Origin of the sequence: Streptomyces sp. AK02-01A, from assembly GCF_033795305.1 — a bacterium.
Taxonomy (GTDB): domain Bacteria; phylum Actinomycetota; class Actinomycetes; order Streptomycetales; family Streptomycetaceae; genus Streptomyces.
Map to the genome: position 1 here is coordinate 1 of NZ_JARBAE010000050.1, position 16,999 is coordinate 16,999.

Below are 16,999 nucleotides of genomic sequence, written 5' to 3' on the forward strand. Positions count from 1 at the left end.
TTAAGACAAGTGTCTGTGGCAATGAGAATTGGAGGCTAAGGGCCCGCCCCGTAAACCGTTTTGGCGATAGCTCCCCGCATCCCATATGCTTCTCACGTCCCCGACGCGCTGCAAAGCGCCCAGGCGGGCCCTTAGCCCTCATCGTCTAGTGGCCCAGGACGCCGCCCTTTCAAGGCGGTAGCACGGGTTCGAATCCCGTTGGGGGCACGCAACACGTGTGCGAGACTTGTGCTCGCACATTGCTTGGTCCTGTGGAGCAGCTTGGAGTGCTCGCCACCCTGTCAAGGTGGAGGCCGCGGGTTCAAATCCCGTCAGGACCGCTGCAGCCGCGAGGTTGCGTGGCTGGGTAGCTCAGTTGGTACGAGCGATCGCCTGAAAAGCGATAGGTCGCCGGTTCGATCCCGGCCCCAGCCACCAACGCCCGTCCAGGGCAGAAAGCCCCTTACCGAGGTCCTCGGCGAGGGGCTTTCGCATGCGCCCGTCCGCCGCTCGAAATGGGTTCGCCTCCGCCGAGCCACGGGTGAGATCCTGGTTCCGGTATGTCTACTTCCTTCGCCGACCTCCAGACCCTGCTGGCCGACGTCTCGCTGCGTGACGCGCAGCGGCTCGGTCGCCGGCTTGAGGGCGCACGGCGCATTCGTAAACCCGACGCGCGGCAGGCCGTGCTGGACGAGATCGCGGGTCAGGCCGAGAAGGCCGCCGAGCGGACCCGGGGCCGCAGGTCCCGGGTGCCCGCGGTCACCTATCCCGAGCAGCTTCCCGTCAGCCAGAAGAAGGACACGATCCTGGAGGCGATACGCGACCACCAGGTCGTGATCGTCGCGGGTGAGACCGGATCCGGCAAGACGACCCAGATCCCGAAGATCTGTCTGGAGCTCGGCCGCGGTGTCCGCGGCATGATCGGCCACACGCAGCCCCGCCGGATCGCCGCCCGTACCGTCGCCGAGCGGGTCGCGGAGGAGCTGGAGACGCCGCTGGGTGAGGCCGTCGGCTGGAAGGTCCGCTTCACCGACCAGGTGAACCAGGACTCGACCTTCGTCAAGCTGATGACCGACGGCATCCTGCTCGCCGAGATCCAGACGGACCGTGAGCTGCTCGCGTACGACACGATCATCATCGACGAGGCCCATGAGCGCAGCCTCAACATCGACTTCCTGCTGGGCTATCTGGCCCAGCTCCTCCCCAGACGCCCGGACCTCAAGGTCGTCATCACCTCGGCGACCATCGACCCCGAGCGCTTCTCCCGCCACTTCGGCGACGCGCCCATCGTCGAGGTCTCCGGCCGTACGTACCCGGTCGAGGTGCGCTACCGGCCGCTGCTGGAGGAGGACGGCGACGAAGGCGACCGCGACCAGATCACCGCGATCTCCGACGCCGTCGACGAGCTCCAGTCCGAGGGCTCCGGCGACATCCTCGTCTTTCTCTCCGGTGAGCGTGAGATCCGCGACACCGCCGACGCGCTGGAGAAGCGCAAGCTGCGCCACACCGAGGTGCTGCCTCTCTACGCCCGGCTCTCGCACGCCGAGCAGCACCGTGTCTTCCAGCGGCCCTCGGGAAACGCGACCCGCAGGATCGTGCTGGCCACGAATGTCGCCGAGACCTCGCTGACCGTCCCGGGCATCAAGTACGTCATCGACCCGGGCAATGCCCGTATCTCCCGGTACAGCCATCGCACCAAGGTGCAGCGGCTGCCGATCGAGCGGATCTCGCAGGCCAGCGCCAACCAGCGCAAGGGCCGCTGCGGCCGTACGTCGGACGGCATCTGCGTCCGGCTCTACTCCGAGGACGACTTCGTCTCGCGTCCCGAGTTCACGGACGCCGAGATCCTCCGTACGAATCTGGCCTCCGTCATCCTCCAGATGACCGCCGCCGGCCTGGGCGACATCGAGAAGTTCCCGTTCATCGACCCGCCGGACCACCGCAATATCCGCGACGGTGTACAGCTTCTCCAGGAGCTGGGCGCGTTCGACCTGGAACAGAAGTCCGCCCAGGACGGCAAGAAGGGACAGCGGCTGACCCAGCTCGGCCGCAAGCTCTCCCAGCTTCCCGTCGATCCGCGCCTCGCGCGGATGGTCATCGAGGCCGACCGCAACGGCTGCGTACGCGAAGTGATGGTGATCGCCGCCGCGCTCTCCATCCAGGATCCGCGCGAGCGCCCGGCCGAGAAGCAGGCCCAGGCCGACCAGCAGCACGCCCGGTTCAAGGACGAGACGTCCGACTTCCTCGCCTTCATCAACCTCTGGCGGTACATCAGGGAGCAGCAGAAGACGCTGTCCTCCTCCGCCTTCCGCCGTATGTGCAAGTCGGAGTATCTGAACTTCCTGCGGATCCGGGAGTGGCAGGACATCTACTCCCAGCTCCGTACCGTCGCCAAGCAGCTCGGTATCCATCTCAACGAGGAGGACGCGGCCGACCAGGCCATCCATGTCTCGCTGCTCGCCGGGCTGCTGTCGCACATCGGCATGAAGGATGTGAAGACCACCGGGAGCGAGAGCGGCAAGAACACCGGCGCGGAGAGCGGGAGGAACGCGGCGGGCAAGAACGAGTACCTGGGCGCCCGCAGCGCGAAATTCGCCGTCTTCCCGGGCTCCGCGCTCTTCCGGAAGCCGCCGCGTTTCATCATGTCCGCCGAGCTGGTGGAGACCTCGCGTCTCTGGGCACGGGTCAACGCGAAGATCGAGCCCGAGTGGATCGAGCCGCTCGCCGGACATCTCCTCAAGCGGACCTACAGCGAGCCGCACTGGGAGAAGGACATGGCGGCCGTGATGGCGTACGAGAAGGTGACGCTGTACGGCGTGCCGATCGTCGCCCAGCGGAAGGTCAACTTCGGGCGGATCGATCCGGAGGCGTCCCGGGAGCTGTTCATCCGTAACGCGCTCGTCGAGGGCGACTGGCGCACGCACCACCAGTTCTTCCATGACAATCGCAAACTTCTCGGCGAGGTCGAGGAGTTGGAGCATCGCGCGCGGCGCCGCGACATCCTCGTGGACGACGAGACGCTCTACGACTTCTACGACCAGCGGGTGCCGGACGACGTGGTCTCCGGCGCGCACTTCGACTCCTGGTGGAAGGCCAGGCGCCGGGAGGATCCCGAGCTGCTCGATTTCGAGCGGTCGATGCTCATCAACGAGAAGGCCGGGTCCGTCACCAAGGACGACTATCCGGACTCCTGGCGTCAGGGACAGCTCAAGTTCCGCGTGACGTACCAGTTCGAGCCGGGAGCGGACGCGGACGGCGTGACCGTCCATGTGCCGCTCCAGGTGCTGAACCAGGTCACCTCCGAGGGTTTCGACTGGCAGATCCCGGGGCTGCGCGAGGAAGTGGTCATGGAGCTGATCCGCTCCCTGCCGAAGCCGATCCGGCGCCACTATGTGCCCGCGCCGAACTACGCGAGGGCGTTTCTGGAGCGCGCGTCGTCACCGGAGGGCCGCGATCCGGCCCAGCCGCTTCCCGAACCGCTGCCGGTGACCCTCGCCCGCGAACTCCAGCGGATGGTCGGGGTGCCGGTCACGGGCGACGACTTCGATCTGTCCAAGGTGCCGGGACATCTGAAGATCACGTTCCGGATCGTCGACGAGCGGCGGCGCAAGATCGCCGAGGACAAGGATCTCGACGCGCTGAAGCTCCAATTGCGGCCCAAGGCCCGCCGGGCCCTCTCCAAGGCCGCCGCGGCCACCGCGGAGCGGTCGGGCGGCGAGGCGATCGAACGCACCGGCCTGACCGACTGGACGATCGGAACGCTGTCCCGGATCTTCGAGACCCGCCGGGCCGGCCAGCCCGTCAAGGCGTATCCGGCGCTGGTCGACCAGGGCGCGACCGTGGCCGTACGGCTCTTCGACACGGAGGCCGAACAGCAGCAGGCGATGTGGGCCGGTACGCGGCGGCTGATCCTGCTGAACATCCCGGTCAGCCCGGCGAAGTTCGCCTCGGACAAACTGACCAACCAGCAGAAGCTGGCGCTGTCCCGTAATCCGCACGGCTCGGTCCAGGCGCTGTTCGAGGACTGCGCGACGGCCGCCGCGGACAAGCTGATCGCGGATCACGGCGGCCCGGCCTGGGACGAGGAGTCGTATCGCAAGCTGTACGACTCGGTCCGCGCCGATCTCGTCGACGCGACCGTACGGACCGTCGGCCAGGTCCAGCAGATCCTGGCCGCCTGGCAGGCCTGTGAGCGCCGTCTGAAGGCCACGAACAGCCTGGTGCTGGTGAACAACGTCCAGGACGTGAAGGACCAGCTCGCGGCGCTCGTGCCGGCGGGCTTCGTCACCCGTACCGGGCTGCGCCGGCTGCCGGACCTGATGCGCTATCTCGTCGCGGTGGACCGGAGGTTGCAGCAGATGCCGACGAGCGTCCAGCGCGACACCACGCGGATGGAGAAGGTCCACGAGATGCAGGACGAATACGCCTGGCTGCTCGGTGAGCTGCCGCCGGGACGGCCGGTGCCGCAGGAGGTCCTGGACATCCGCTGGCTGATCGAGGAGCTGCGGGTGAGCTACTTCGCGCATGCCCTGGGCACGGCCCAGCCCGTCTCCGACAAGCGCATCCTGAGGGCGATCGACGCGGCCGCGCCGTGACGCGCTCGTCGCCAGGCGTGAGTTCGACCGGACCCTTCGAGCTGCTGTACAGTCTGTCTCGCAGCCAAGAGCGGCGACACCGGGTGACTCAGTCACAGGTGGCCGTGGCCCCTGGTCCTGTGGAGCAGCTTGGAGTGCTCGCCACCCTGTCAAGGTGGAGGCCGCGGGTTCAAATCCCGTCAGGACCGCAGTAATGAGAGAGCCCGCATCCTCACCGGATGCGGGCTCTCTCGCTTTCCGTCCGTCCATGACGCGTCCGGGCGCTCAGGTCGCTTCCGCCGGCCCGTGGCGGACCGCATCGGTCACGGCAAGTGCCGTCGATGCCGCGGCAACGCCGCAGTAATGCCGGGCCCAAATCCGCCGGCCCCGGCCCCGTCCGTCTTGACGGCGCCATCCGTCGGGGGTACTCAAGCATCAGGACTCCTGATTCCTCGTATCCAGGGCCCACCGGGGGGTGGCGTTCGTGACGGCATCGACAGTGAGACACGAGACCCGCGCGCTGCTGCGCGCGCATCTGGCGGCCGCCTCCGGCCATCCGCACCGCACCGGCCACTGCCCGGTCTGCCATCGCCTCCAACGGCTCGTCATGGAGCCCGTGTCGGCCGAGGACGACTTCCCTGACGAGGAGTTGAGCGACGGCCAGAGCTCTCCGACCCCATGACGCCGTGGTCCGGCAAGGGCCGGACAGTGTGACGGGAGTCACCGAACGGGTTTCTGGAATGGCGGCGCTTACACCCTGCCTACAATGCACCAATTTAATATGTGCAATTGCACCCACTCCGCACCCTCACCCGAAGCACCCGCCTCACCCTCAACACACGGGCCGAGCAGCACCGGGACAGCACCTTCGCGGCACACAAAAAAGATCGCGCTGGACTCGGCGGAGTCCAGCGCGATCGACGACTTACCCGTGTTGCGAGGGCATGGGGCCTGTTGGGGCAGGCGCCCGTCGTGTGGAGCTATGGGTCGGGACGACCGAGTTGGGGGACCCGGTTGTGCCCTGCTTGTAGAGCTCTGTTGAGCCCTGCTGGGGTGTTCAGGCCTCGCTGCGCTGCTGCGGAATACCCGCAAGCAGTGCGCGGACCTCTGCCTCGCGATACCGGCGATGCCCACCGAGCGTGCGGATGGACGTGAGCTTGCCGGCTTTTGCCCAGCGAGTGACCGTCTTCGGGTCCACGCGGAACATCGTGGCAACCTCAGCCGGGGTCAGCAGCGGCTCGGCATCAGGGGTGCGAGCGGTCATGAGCGGCCTCCTCGGGAGAACCGAACCATCTCGGTTCTTTCCTCTAAATTCTGCACCTTGACCCGCGTTGCCCGAAATGGCGGACGCGGGCCGAGTCGGTTATAGGACGAACGGCTTGTCCTCGGCACTACAACTACACCATCCGTCCAGCCACGTCGGCCAAACCGATGGAATTGCCCTCTGAGGTGTTCATCAGCGGCGGAAGCCGATGGACCATGCCATAGCGGACAGTCACGTCACAGATACGATCAGTCACAGAGCGATCAGGAGTCACCAGGCCCCCACACAGAGTGCAATACAGAGCATTCCGCCCCTACCCGTACGGAAGGAGCCCCAACCGGACTCCTTGTCCTATTTTGACACGAGGGTGGGCGATGGGCGCAAGGGCCCCGTTAGTGCGGTCCGTCACGCTTGAGTCAAAGGCCCGGATCGGGACCTCTGCCCTAGGGCGTGCCCAACGCGGGGCTCAGTTCGCGAACTGGCGGTCGCTCACGGCCCGCCAGCGCTCCATGAGCCGTCCGTACGCCTCGGTGGCTCCCTCGCCGTTTCCGTCCCGCAGCGCGGCGATACCGGCCGCCACATCGGCCGCGGAACGGTCCTCCGCGAGCTGGGTCCCGGACAGGGCGTGCACCAGGCCGCCGTAGTCCAGCTCGACCAGCGAACGCGGATGGAACTCCTCCAGCCACCGTCCCACATCCACCAGGCCCGCGATCAGCGGGCCGTCGTCCACCGTGTCCCGCAGGGTCTTCAGCGCGCGGGCCAGCCGCCGCCGGGCCTGGACCATCGGCGTCCGGTAGCGCAGCACCGGCGCCTCCGGCCCGCCGGCCTCGTACTCGCGCTCGTCGTCCGAGAAGAGCGCGAACCAGCGCACCGGCACCTGCCAGACCGCCGTCCTGATCCACGGCCGCGCGTCCGGATTGCGGTCCCGCCAGCGCTCGTAGTCCGCCGCGGCCTGGCCCCGCACCACCGGCGGCAGCACCACGTCCAGCAGCGGCGTCGGCAGGACCTTGCCGAGCTCCTCCAGCGCCAGCCAGCCGCGCAGCCGGGTCCGCCACGGACAGACGCACACAACTCCGTCCACCTCGGTCACAAACGCGTCCGCGCTCTCGTGGACCGGCACCGGCATCGGCGGGGTCGGCAGCAAGTCGGCCAGAGAACGCCGTAGTTCGTCCTGTGCGGTGGGCGTACGGTCACGCCGGGCGTAGCGTGCCCAGTGGCCTCTCTCGGGCTCCGGGAAGGCCGCCAGCGGCTCGTACACCCGCAGGTAGGACGCGTAAGGGACAAGCACAGAAGACACCGCCGGCATTGGGCGATCGTCCCACGCCCGTACCCGCCAGGGGGGTGATCCTCGGCACTGCGGCTGATCTGTCTCGGCGCAGGACTTACTCTCTTGCCCAACTGGTCCCTCCCCACCCGCAGGAGGGGCTTCCCACCGCCGCTTCGTACTTGGGAGTCACCACAGTGACCGATGTGACCGACGGCGTCCTGCAGACCCTGTTCCGCTCGGAGCAGGGAGGACATGAACAAGTCGTTCTGTGCCAGGACCGCGCCAGCGGGCTCAAGGCCGTCATCGCCCTCCACTCGACCGCCCTGGGCCCCGCCCTCGGGGGCACGCGCTTCTATCCGTACGCGTCCGAGGACGAGGCCGTCGCCGACGCGCTGAACCTCTCCCGCGGCATGTCGTACAAGAACGCTCTGGCCGGGCTCGACCACGGCGGCGGCAAGGCCGTGATCATCGGCGACCCCGAGCAGATCAAGACCGAGGAGCTGCTGCTGGCCTACGGCCGGTTCGTGGCCTCGCTCGGCGGCCGGTACGTCACCGCCTGCGATGTCGGCACCTATGTCGCCGACATGGACGTCGTGGCCCGTGAGTGCGCCTGGACCACCGGCCGCTCCCCGGAGAACGGCGGCGCGGGCGACTCGTCGGTCCTGACCGCCTTCGGCGTCTTCCAGGGCATGCGGGCGAGCGCCCAGCAGCGCTGGGGCGACCCGTCGCTGCGCGGCCGTACGGTCGGTGTCGCGGGCGTCGGCAAGGTCGGACACCACCTGGTCGGGCATCTGCTCCAGGAGGGCGCGCGGGTCGTGATCACGGACGTACGGGAGGAGTCGGTGCGCCGGATCACCGACCAGCACTCGCAGGTGGCCGCGGTCGCCGACACCGAGGCGCTGATCCGTACCGAGGGGCTGGACATCTACGCGCCGTGCGCGCTCGGCGGTGCGCTGAACGACGCGTCCGTGCCCGTCCTGACCGCGACGGTGGTGTGCGGAGCGGCCAACAACCAGCTCGCCCACCCGGGTGTCGAGAAGGATCTCGCGGACCGCGGCATCCTCTACGCGCCGGACTACGTGGTGAACGCGGGCGGCGTGATCCAGGTCGCCGACGAGCTGCACGGATTCGACTTCGAGCGGTGCCGTGCGAAGGCCGCGAAGATCTTCGACACCACGCTGGAAATCTTCGCACGTGCGAATGAAGACGGTATTCCGCCGGCTGCGGCGGCGGACCGGATCGCCGAGCACCGCATGGCGGAGGCGCGCCGCCGCTGAGCCCGGTGAGGTGGCGGCCCGGGCGCCGGGGAGACGAGACTCACGCCGGTCGGCGGGTCGCCCCTCAAGAAGAGGTTAAAATCGCAGCTGACCAGCGAGGACGGGGCGCCCCGCTGGTCCTGCTCCGGGGCGCGTCATGCGGGCGGCGTACCGTATGGCCGCGGAAGCAGGTACCGTTGAAGCCCTACGGACGGGTCTCTCCGCGGAGAGCTCGTTCGGATTCATGAACGCGTGTCAAGACTCTGGGGCCGTCGAGCCCCGTCACCGAGGGGGTCGAGCCATGGGGCGCGGCCGGGCCAAGGCCAAGCAGACGAAGGTCGCCCGCCAGCTGAAGTACAACAGCGGCGGGACTGACCTGTCGCGTCTGGCCAACGAGCTGGGCGCATCGCCTTCGAGTCAACCGCCGAACGGCGAGCCGTTCGAGGATGACGACGAGGAAGATGACCCGTACGCACAGTACGCGGATCTGTACAACGACGACGAGGACGAGGACGACGAGTCCGGGCCCTCGGCGCAGCGCCGCGGCGCTTGACGTCCGTATACCTCGATCAGTCACCGACCCGGTCCGGGGCCTTCCTCCTGGACCGGGTTCAGTGCTGCCCGCGGGCGCTTCGCCGTCGGCCGATACCGCAGGACCGGCCGACGACAAGGAGCGCTCGGGCCGTCAGCTCAGATAGTCGCCGGTCAGGGCCGCTCCGGTGGCATGACCGGCGCGCTCCGTGATCTCTCCGGCGACCCAGGCTTCCACGCCTCGGTCGGCCAGTGTGGTGAGCGCGGTGTCGGCTGAGTCCGCCGGGACGACGGCGATCATGCCGACGCCCATGTTCAGCGTCTTCTCCAGTTCGAGGCGCTCCACCCGGCCCGCCGTGCCGACGACGTCGAAGACCGCGCCGGGCGTCCAGGTCGAGCGGTCCACCGTGGCGTGCAGATGGTCCGGGATCACCCGGGCCAGATTGGCGGCGAGACCGCCTCCGGTGACATGGCTGAACGCGTGCACCTCGGTGGTCCTGGTCAGCGCCAGACAGTCCAGCGAGTAGATCTTGGTGGGCTCCAGCAGCTCCTCGCCCAGGGTCCGGCCGAACTCCGCGACCTCGCGGTCCAGCGACCAGCCGGCCCGGTCGAAGACCACATGCCGGACCAGCGAGTATCCATTGGAGTGAAGCCCGGAGGACGCCATGGCGATCACCGTGTCACCCGTACGGATACGATCCGCGCCGAGCAGCCGGTCCGCCTCGACCACACCCGTACCGGCGCCGGCGACATCGAAGTCGTCCTCGCCGAGAAGTCCGGGGTGCTCGGCGGTCTCGCCGCCGACCAGCGCGCAGCCGGCCAGCACACAGCCTTCCGCGATGCCCTTGACGATGGCGGCGACACGCTCGGGATGGACCTTGCCGACACAGATGTAGTCGGTCATGAAGAGCGGCTCGGCGCCGCAGACGACCAGGTCGTCGACGACCATGCCGACAAGATCGTGGCCGATCGTGTCGTACACGCCCATCTTGCGGGCCAGATCGACCTTCGTCCCGACACCGTCGGTGGCGGAGGCGAGCAGCGGACGCTCGTAGCGCTTGAGGGCGGAGGCGTCGAAGAGGCCGGCGAAGCCGCCGAGACCGCCGAGGACCTCGGGGCGCTGCGTCTTCTTCACCCACTCCTTCATCAGCTCGACCGCGCGGTCACCGGCTTCGATGTCGACGCCCGCGGCGGCATAACTGGCACCAGTAGTCGTCTCGGACATTGCTGGGAACTTTCCTGTCGGCATTCGGTCGTCGGACGGGACTGTTGTCACGGACGGCGGAGCGCTTCGGCGGCCGCGGTCTTCGCGGGGCCCGCCGCCAGCTCGGTCTCCAGGAGCTGCTTGCCGAGCAGCTCGGGATCGGGAAGCTCCATCGGGTACTCGCCGTCGAAGCAGGCGCGGCAGAGATTCGGCTTGGCGATCGTGGTCGCCTCGATCATGCCGTCGATGGAGATGTACGAGAGGGAGTCGGCGCCCAGGGAGGCACCGATCTCCTCGATCGTCATGCCGTTGGCGATCAGCTCGGCCCTGGTGGCGAAGTCGATGCCGAAGAAGCACGGCCATTTGACCGGCGGGGACGAGATCCGGATGTGGACCTCGGCGGCGCCCGCCTCACGGAGCATCCTGACCAGGGCGCGCTGGGTGTTGCCGCGGACGATCGAGTCGTCGACGACCACCAGGCGCTTGCCGCGGATGACTTCCTTGAGCGGATTCAGCTTGAGGCGAATGCCGAGCTGGCGGATGGTCTGGGACGGCTGGATGAAGGTCCGGCCGACATAGGCGTTCTTGACGAGGCCCGAGCCGTAGGGAATGCCGCTGGCTTCCGCGTAGCCGATCGCGGCCGGCGTGCCGGACTCCGGAGTCGCTATGACCAGATCCGCCTCGACGGGCGCTTCTTTGGCGAGTTTCCGGCCCATTTCCACGCGGGACAGATAGACGTTCCGCCCGGCGATGTCCGTGTCGGGACGGGCCAGATAGACGTACTCGAAAACGCAGCCCTTGGGCTTCGCTTCCGCGAATCGCTGCGTACGGAGACCGTTCTCGTCGACGGCGATCAGCTCGCCCGGCTCGATCTCACGGACGTACGCCGCGCCGCAGATGTCGAGAGCGGCGCTCTCGGAGGCGACCACCCAGCCGCGCTCCAGACGGCCGAGCACCAGCGGGCGGATGCCCTGCGGGTCACGGGCCGCGTAGAGCGTGTGCTCGTCCATGAAGACGAGCGAGAAGGCGCCTCGCACGTCCGGCAGTATTTTCGCGGCGGCTTCCTCGACCGTGAGGGGCTTGCCGTCCTCGTCCGTCTGGCCGGCCAGGAGAGCCGTCACCAGGTCGGTGTCGTTGGTCGCGGCGACCTGGGTCGACCGGCCGTTCCGCTTGGGCAGATCCGCGACCATCTCGGCGAGCTGGGCGGTATTGACCAGATTGCCGTTGTGTCCGAGCGCGATGGAGCCGTTGGCCGTGGCCCGGAAGGTCGGCTGCGCGTTCTCCCACACCGAGGCTCCGGTGGTGGAGTAGCGGGCATGGCCCACCGCGATATGGCCCTGGAGGGAGCCGAGGGAGGTTTCGTCGAAGACCTGGGAAACCAGGCCCATGTCCTTGAAAACCAGGATCTGGGAGCCGTTGCTCACTGCGATGCCCGCGGACTCCTGTCCACGGTGCTGCAGGGCATACAGTCCGAAGTAGGTGAGCTTGGCGACCTCTTCACCCGGGGCCCAGACTCCGAAGACGCCGCAAGCGTCCTGGGGGCCCTTCTCACCGGGGAGCAGGTCGTGGTTGAGTCGTCCATCACCACGAGGCACGCCACCGAGTGTAGGCGAGATCGACCACTGGTCCGAATTGGGGATACGGCCCGGGCCTCCGGATCACTTCCCGGACGGGGCCGCGACAGCGCTCAGGCCTTGGCCGTCCGGGGTCGTGAGGGTCAGACCGCGGTGGTGCAGGTCATATGTGACCTTCCCCTCCAGCACCTTCTGCACCTGGCGTTCCAGCGTCATCTCCGGCCCCGGACAGAGCTTGCGCGTGGCGGAGATCCGGCCGAAGGTGACCGTGGACCCGGAGATCTCCACCGGACCGCTGAAGCGGTTGCAGCCGAGGCTGCCCTCCACGGAGCCGTTACGGAGCGTGAAGTACGCCTTCCCGTCCGTCCCTCCTGGCAGGGACTTCGCGGTGGCGCCGGCGACCAGGGCGTTCACGGTCCACTCGGTGCCCGCGAGAGGCGCCGGCGGCTCGGAGGTCAGAGCGATGGAGTCGCCGCCCGCCGTGGTGAGCGTGAGGCGTTTGTCGTCCACCTCGGCCTTCAGCTTCCCGGAGAAGGCGCCGTTCAGAGCCTTCTCGAAGTCCTTGAGCTTCTCGGGACAGCCGATCAGCGTGGACCGCTTGTCACCCACGGTGATCGTGTCGCCGTCGACGGTGACATCCGCGCCGATGGAGTTGCAGCCCGTACGGGCGCTGGCCCGGCCCTCGGTGCCGATCTCCACGCTGGCTCCGGCGGGCGCGGCTGTCTTCTTGCCGCCGACGGTCACGCTGTCGACGTTCCAGCGGACATCGGTGAGCGGAAGCCCGGTCCGTACCGAACCTCCGCCGCCTCCCGAGCCGGACCCGGGATCCGTGCCGCACGCGGCGAGCGTGAGCAGTGCGACGGCAGTGACAGTGATGATCTGCTGCTTCTGCATGCCGATGGGACGAGGCCCGTGGGACTCCGGTTCCGTCCTCCCGGCGCCCGTCACCCGCTTGCCGGTGCGCCCGCCGCTCCGTCCCGCTCCGAGTCATCCCATGAGCGGCAGGAGCGCGGAGAGATCCGCGCGCTCCCCGCTCGCGCTCACCCGCGCCGTGTCCAGCGCCTCGCTCCAGGACATACGGCCGGTGGCCAGCCGTATCCAGGTGATCGGATCGGTCTCGACGACATTGGGCGGCGTGCCGCGAGTGTGCCGCGGGCCTTCCACGCACTGCACCACCGCGTACGGCGGCACCCGTACCTCGGTCGACGCGCCGGGGGCCTTCACCGCGAGGGCGTCGGCCAGCAGCCGTGTGCAGACGGCGAGCGCTCCTCGGTCGTACGGGATGCTCAGCCCGGCCGCCCGGTTCAGATCGTCGGTGTGCACGACCAGCTCGACGGTACGGGTGACCAGGAGGTCCGCCAGCCGCATGGCGCCGAGGCGGAACGCCACCGGCCGGTCGTCCGGCGCTCCGGGCAGCAGCCGGGCGATCCGGTCCGCGGCGCGCTCGAACAGCTCGTCCGGTGCGGACGACGCCGAAACCGCCCGGATGTCCTCGGCGATGGCGGCGGCGCGGGACGCCGTCGCGAACGGCCACTCCAGCGGAGTGATCAGTGGACCGGCCGGCGCCGGCTGTTCCAGCCCGCGGTTCACGGCCTCGACCGCCATGGCCAGATGCGCGGCCAGCTCGCGTACGGTCCAGTCACCGAGCGCGGTGGGCAGTGCGAGCTGGTCCGGTGTGAGCGCGCCGACCGCTTCGCGTACGTTCCCGAACTGGGCCAGCACGGCGGTACGGGTCTTGGCTGGGTCGTAGCTGCGGGTGCGCTTCTTGGCCGGTGGCATAGCGGCGAGGCTAACCGACCCCGGTGAGCCGGGCCGCCCGCCGGCCGCGTGCGCGCGGACGACGGGCCACTTGCCGGGAGATCACGCCTGGCGGGGACGCTCCAGGGTGAGCAGGAGACCCTCCACCGCGCCGGGACCGATACGGCCCTTGACGTCGGCGGCCGTGATGGCCTTGAGGGCCCAGCCGTCCTCCGCGTGCTTGTTGAGCGTCTTCTCCAGCTTGTCGCTGTCCAGGGCGTCGCCGATGAGCGACTCCCGGAATGTGACGACCTTGTATTCGTACGACCCGGACATGGGCCCTCCCCTTGTCGGTGGCTGGTGCCGCACGGCGAACGCGTGCGGCACCAGCCAATCACGAGAAGGTGATCACCAGGCGGTCAGGCGAGCAGCGCCGGGATGGCCGCCTCGTGCACGTCCTTCAGCTCGCTCAGCGCGAGGCTGAACTCACCCTGGACCTCGACACCGTCGCCGTCCACGACGCCGATCCGGGTCGCGGGCAGCCCGCGCGCACCGCACATGTCGGTGAAGCGGAGCTCCTCGCTGCGCGGGACGGCGACGACCGCGCGGCCCGCCGACTCGCTGAACAGGAACGTGAAGGCGTCGAGCCCGTCCGGCACCACCAGACGCGCGCCGTTTCCGCCGCGCAGGCAGGACTCGGTGATCGCCTGGATCAGACCGCCGTCGCTCAGATCGTGCGCCGCGTCGATCATTCCGTCGCGGGACGCCGAGATCAGGATCTCGCCGAGCAGCTTCTCCCGGTCCAGGTCCACGGCCGGCGGCAGCCCGCCGAGGTGGTCGTGGACGACCTGCGACCAGGCCGAGCCGCCGAACTCCTCACGGGTGTCACCGAGGAGATAGAGAAGCTGTCCCTTCTCCTTGAAGGCGATCGGGGTGCGGCGGGAGACATCGTCGATCACACCGAGGACGGCGACCACGGGCGTGGGATGGATCGCCGCCTCGCCGGTCTGGTTGTAGAGCGAGACATTTCCGCCGGTCACCGGAGTGCCGAGCTGGAGACAGCCGTCCGCCAGACCACGGATGGCCTCGGCGAACTGCCACATGACGTCCGGGTCCTCCGGCGAGCCGAAGTTCAGACAGTCCGAGATGGCGAGCGGCCTGGCGCCGGAGGCGGCGACATTGCGGTACGACTCGGCCAGCGCGAGCTGCGCGCCCGTGTACGGGTCCAGCTTGGTGTAGCGGCCGTTTCCGTCCGTGGCGATGGCGACGCCGAGGCCGGTCTCCTCGTTGACGCGGATCATGCCGGAGTCCTCCGGCTGCGCGAGGACGGTGTTGCCCTGGACGAACCGGTCGTACTGGTCCGTGACCCAGGACTTCGACGCCTGGTTCGGCGAGCCGACCAGCCTGAGGACCTGCGCGCGCAGCTCCTCGGAGGTCTCCGGCCGCGCCAGCTTGTTCGCGTCGTCGGCCTGGAGGGCGTCCTGCCAGTCCGGACGGGCGTACGGGCGCTCGTAGACCGGGCCGTCATGGGCCACCGTGCGCGGGTCGACGTCGACGATCTTCTCGCCGTGCCAGAAGATCTCCAGCCGGTCGCCTTCCGTCACCTCACCGACGACGGTGGCGATGACGTCCCACTTCTCGCAGATCTCCAGGAAGCGGCCGACCTTGTCCGGCTCGACGACCGCGCACATGCGCTCCTGCGACTCGCTCATGAGGATCTCCTCGGGCGAGAGCGTGGAGTCGCGCAGCGGTACGTCGTCCAGCTCGACCCGCATACCGCCGGAGCCGTTGGACGCGAGCTCGCTCGTCGCACAGGACAGACCGGCCGCGCCGAGGTCCTGGATACCGACGACCAGCTTCTCGGCGAACGCCTCCAGGGTGCACTCGATGAGGAGCTTCTCCTGGAACGGGTCACCGACCTGGACGGCCGGACGCTTCGACGGCTTGCTGTCGTCGAAGGTCTCGGAGGCCAGGATGGAGGCGCCGCCGATACCGTCGCCGCCGGTGCGGGCGCCGTACAGGATCACCTTGTTGCCCGGACCCGAGGCCTTGGCCAGATGGATGTCCTCGTGCCGCATCACACCGATGGCACCGGCGTTGACCAGCGGGTTCCCTTGGTAACAGGCGTCGAAGACCAGCTCGCCGCCGATGTTCGGCAGACCCAGGCAGTTGCCGTAACCACCGATGCCGGCGACCACGCCGGGCAGCACCCGCTTGGTGTCGGGGTGGTCGGCGGCGCCCATCCGCAGCGGGTCGACGACCGCGACCGGCCGCGCTCCCATCGCGATGATGTCGCGCACGATGCCGCCGACGCCGGTCGCGGCGCCCTGGTACGGCTCGACGTACGACGGGTGGTTGTGCGACTCGACCTTGAAGGTGACCGCGTATCCCTGGCCGACGTCCACGACGCCCGCGTTCTCACCGATGCCGACCAGCATCGCCTCGTTGGCGGGGACCTTCTCGCCGAACTGCTTGAGGTGCACCTTGCTGCTCTTGTACGAGCAGTGCTCGGACCACATCACGGAGTACATGGCCAGCTCGGCACCGGTCGGGCGGCGGCCGAGGATCTCGCGGACCCGGACGTACTCGTCCTCCTTGAGGCCGAGCTCCTTCCAGGGCTGCTCGACGTCGGGCGTCTCGCTCGCGTGCTTGACGGTGTCCAGAGTCATGAGGCGCTTACCAGCTTCTTCAGGATCGAGGTGAAGAATCCGAGGCCGTCGGTACGGCCCGTACCGATCAGCGGCTCCACGGCGTGTTCGGGGTGGGGCATCAGGCCGACGACGTTGCCCGCCGCGTTGGTGACACCGGCGATGTCGCGCAGCGAACCGTTGGGGTTGCCGTCGAGGTAGCGGAAGGCGACCCGGCCCTCCGCCTCCAGCTCGTCGAGGACACGCTCGTCGGCGACGTACCGGCCGTCGATGTTCTTGAGCGGAACCGAGATTTCCTGGCCGGCGGAGTAATCCGCGGTCCAGGCGGTGTCGGCGGTTTCCACCCGGAGTTTCTGGTCGCGGCAGATGAAGTGCAGATGGTTGTTGCGCAGCATCGCGCCCGGGAGCAGATGGCTCTCGGTGAGGATCTGGAAGCCGTTGCAGATCCCGAGAACCGGCATGCCGGCCTTCGCCTGCTCGATGACCGTCTCCATCACCGGCGAGAAGCGGGAGATGGCTCCGGCGCGCAGATAGTCGCCGTAGCTGAAGCCACCGGCCAGGACCACCGCGTCGACCTGCTTGAGGTCCTTGTCGCGGTGCCAGAGCTGGACGGGCTCGGCCCCGGCGATCCGGGCGGCCCGCAGGCTGTCCCGGTCGTCGAGCGTGCCGGGGAAGGTGACGACTCCGATACGAGCGGTCACGACTCCACCTTCACGATGAAGTCCTCGATGACGGTGTTGGCGAGGAAAGTCTCGGCCATCTCGTGGATGCGGGCGAGGGCGGCGTCGTCGACCGGCCCCGCCACTTCGAGCTCGAAGCGCTTTCCCTGGCGGACATCGGCGATCCCCTCGAAGCCCAGACGGGGCAGTGCGCGCTGCACCGCCTGTCCCTGCGGGTCGAGGATCTCCGGCTTGAGCATGACGTCGACTACGACGCGTGCCACTGGCACTCCCGGTGGTGTGGTG

14 protein-coding genes and 4 tRNA genes are annotated in these 16,999 nt (G+C 68.6%); 8 read left to right on the top strand and 10 right to left on the bottom strand.

What is annotated here, in order from left to right:
• Nucleotides 1–134: 134 nt before the first annotated feature.
• The 6 genes from PV679_RS31000 (at nt 135) to PV679_RS31025 (ending at nt 5,235) form a co-directional block, all read left to right on the top strand.
• Nucleotides 135–207, top strand: a tRNA-Glu gene (locus PV679_RS31000).
• A gap of 38 nt (nt 208–245) precedes the next feature.
• Nucleotides 246–320, top strand: a tRNA-Asp gene (locus PV679_RS31005).
• Nucleotides 321–340: 20 nt separating this feature from the next.
• Nucleotides 341–417 (top strand) — tRNA-Phe (locus PV679_RS31010).
• A 122-nt stretch (nt 418–539) separates the two neighbouring features.
• Complete coding sequence (gene hrpA, locus PV679_RS31015) at nt 540–4,574, top strand: ATP-dependent RNA helicase HrpA (RefSeq protein ID WP_319683980.1); 4,035 nt, start codon at nt 540–542, stop codon at nt 4,572–4,574.
• Nucleotides 4,575–4,687: 113 nt separating this feature from the next.
• Nucleotides 4,688–4,762: transfer RNA gene (locus tag PV679_RS31020), tRNA-Asp, on the top strand.
• Between the two features lie 275 nt (nt 4,763–5,037).
• Entirely contained in the window at nt 5,038–5,235 is a 198-nt protein-coding gene (locus PV679_RS31025) for a DUF6274 family protein (RefSeq protein ID WP_319683981.1), read from the top strand.
• Between the two features lie 375 nt (nt 5,236–5,610).
• Here the strand turns inward: PV679_RS31025 and bldC are convergent, their stop codons facing one another.
• Both bldC and PV679_RS31035 read right to left on the bottom strand, forming a co-directional pair.
• Nucleotides 5,611–5,817, bottom strand: coding sequence for a developmental transcriptional regulator BldC (gene bldC / locus PV679_RS31030; RefSeq protein WP_003949541.1), 207 nt, complete (start codon nt 5,815–5,817; stop codon nt 5,611–5,613).
• Nucleotides 5,818–6,283: 466 nt separating this feature from the next.
• Nucleotides 6,284–7,123 carry a hypothetical protein gene (locus PV679_RS31035; RefSeq protein WP_319683982.1) on the bottom strand — a complete coding sequence of 280 codons (840 nt, stop codon included), beginning with the start codon at nt 7,121–7,123 and terminating at the stop codon, nt 6,284–6,286.
• 155 nt (nt 7,124–7,278) lie between these two features.
• Between PV679_RS31035 and PV679_RS31040 the strand changes: the two genes are divergently transcribed.
• Both PV679_RS31040 and PV679_RS31045 read left to right on the top strand, forming a co-directional pair.
• Nucleotides 7,279–8,361 carry a Leu/Phe/Val dehydrogenase gene (locus PV679_RS31040; protein WP_319683983.1) on the top strand — a complete coding sequence of 361 codons (1,083 nt, stop codon included), beginning with the start codon at nt 7,279–7,281 and terminating at the stop codon, nt 8,359–8,361.
• Between the two features lie 280 nt (nt 8,362–8,641).
• Entirely contained in the window at nt 8,642–8,893 is a 252-nt protein-coding gene (locus PV679_RS31045; RefSeq protein ID WP_319683984.1) for a DUF3073 domain-containing protein, read from the top strand.
• A gap of 132 nt (nt 8,894–9,025) precedes the next feature.
• On the opposite strand, the gene purM is transcribed toward PV679_RS31045, so the two are convergent.
• From purM to purS, 8 genes are all read right to left on the bottom strand, one after another.
• Nucleotides 9,026–10,096 (bottom strand): phosphoribosylformylglycinamidine cyclo-ligase, encoded by a 1,071-nt coding sequence (gene purM / locus PV679_RS31050; RefSeq protein ID WP_319683985.1) that lies wholly within the window; start codon nt 10,094–10,096, stop codon nt 9,026–9,028.
• Between the two features lie 47 nt (nt 10,097–10,143).
• Nucleotides 10,144–11,670: an amidophosphoribosyltransferase gene (purF, locus tag PV679_RS31055; protein ID WP_319683986.1), complete on the bottom strand. Its 1,527-nt coding sequence runs from the start codon at nt 11,668–11,670 to the stop codon at nt 10,144–10,146.
• Nucleotides 11,671–11,733: 63 nt separating this feature from the next.
• Nucleotides 11,734–12,543, bottom strand: coding sequence for an META domain-containing protein (locus PV679_RS31060; protein WP_319683987.1), 810 nt, complete (start codon nt 12,541–12,543; stop codon nt 11,734–11,736).
• A 93-nt stretch (nt 12,544–12,636) separates the two neighbouring features.
• Entirely contained in the window at nt 12,637–13,428 is a 792-nt protein-coding gene (locus PV679_RS31065; protein WP_319683988.1) for a maleylpyruvate isomerase family mycothiol-dependent enzyme, read from the bottom strand.
• Nucleotides 13,429–13,509: 81 nt separating this feature from the next.
• On the bottom strand, nt 13,510–13,722 hold the full coding sequence (locus PV679_RS31070; protein WP_319683990.1) for a DUF4177 domain-containing protein: 213 nt from the start codon (nt 13,720–13,722) through the stop codon (nt 13,510–13,512).
• A gap of 83 nt (nt 13,723–13,805) precedes the next feature.
• Nucleotides 13,806–16,055: a phosphoribosylformylglycinamidine synthase subunit PurL gene (gene purL / locus PV679_RS31075; protein ID WP_319683991.1), complete on the bottom strand. Its 2,250-nt coding sequence runs from the start codon at nt 16,053–16,055 to the stop codon at nt 13,806–13,808.
• Nucleotides 16,052–16,735: a phosphoribosylformylglycinamidine synthase subunit PurQ gene (gene purQ, locus PV679_RS31080; protein ID WP_319683992.1), complete on the bottom strand. Its 684-nt coding sequence runs from the start codon at nt 16,733–16,735 to the stop codon at nt 16,052–16,054. Before purQ ends, purL begins: the two co-directional genes overlap by 4 nt.
• Nucleotides 16,732–16,977, bottom strand: a complete 246-nt coding sequence (gene purS / locus PV679_RS31085) for a phosphoribosylformylglycinamidine synthase subunit PurS (protein ID WP_319683994.1) — start codon at nt 16,975–16,977, stop codon at nt 16,732–16,734. The genes purQ and purS overlap by 4 nt, the downstream gene beginning before the upstream one ends.
• Between the last annotated feature and the right edge of the window lie 22 nt (nt 16,978–16,999).

Coding starts and splice junctions, on each gene's coding strand:
- purL (WP_319683991.1), bottom strand. CDS start 16,055: ATGACTCTGGACACCGTCAAGCACGCGAGCGAGACGCCCGACGTCGAG.
- PV679_RS31065 (WP_319683988.1), bottom strand. CDS start 13,428: ATGCCACCGGCCAAGAAGCGCACCCGCAGCTACGACCCAGCCAAGACC.
- PV679_RS31045 (WP_319683984.1), top strand. CDS start 8,642: ATGGGGCGCGGCCGGGCCAAGGCCAAGCAGACGAAGGTCGCCCGCCAG.
- PV679_RS31060 (WP_319683987.1), bottom strand. CDS start 12,543: ATGCAGAAGCAGCAGATCATCACTGTCACTGCCGTCGCACTGCTCACG.
- purM (WP_319683985.1), bottom strand. CDS start 10,096: ATGTCCGAGACGACTACTGGTGCCAGTTATGCCGCCGCGGGCGTCGAC.
- bldC (WP_003949541.1), bottom strand. CDS start 5,817: ATGACCGCTCGCACCCCTGATGCCGAGCCGCTGCTGACCCCGGCTGAG.
- hrpA (WP_319683980.1), top strand. CDS start 540: ATGTCTACTTCCTTCGCCGACCTCCAGACCCTGCTGGCCGACGTCTCG.
- PV679_RS31035 (WP_319683982.1), bottom strand. CDS start 7,123: ATGCCGGCGGTGTCTTCTGTGCTTGTCCCTTACGCGTCCTACCTGCGG.
- PV679_RS31070 (WP_319683990.1), bottom strand. CDS start 13,722: ATGTCCGGGTCGTACGAATACAAGGTCGTCACATTCCGGGAGTCGCTC.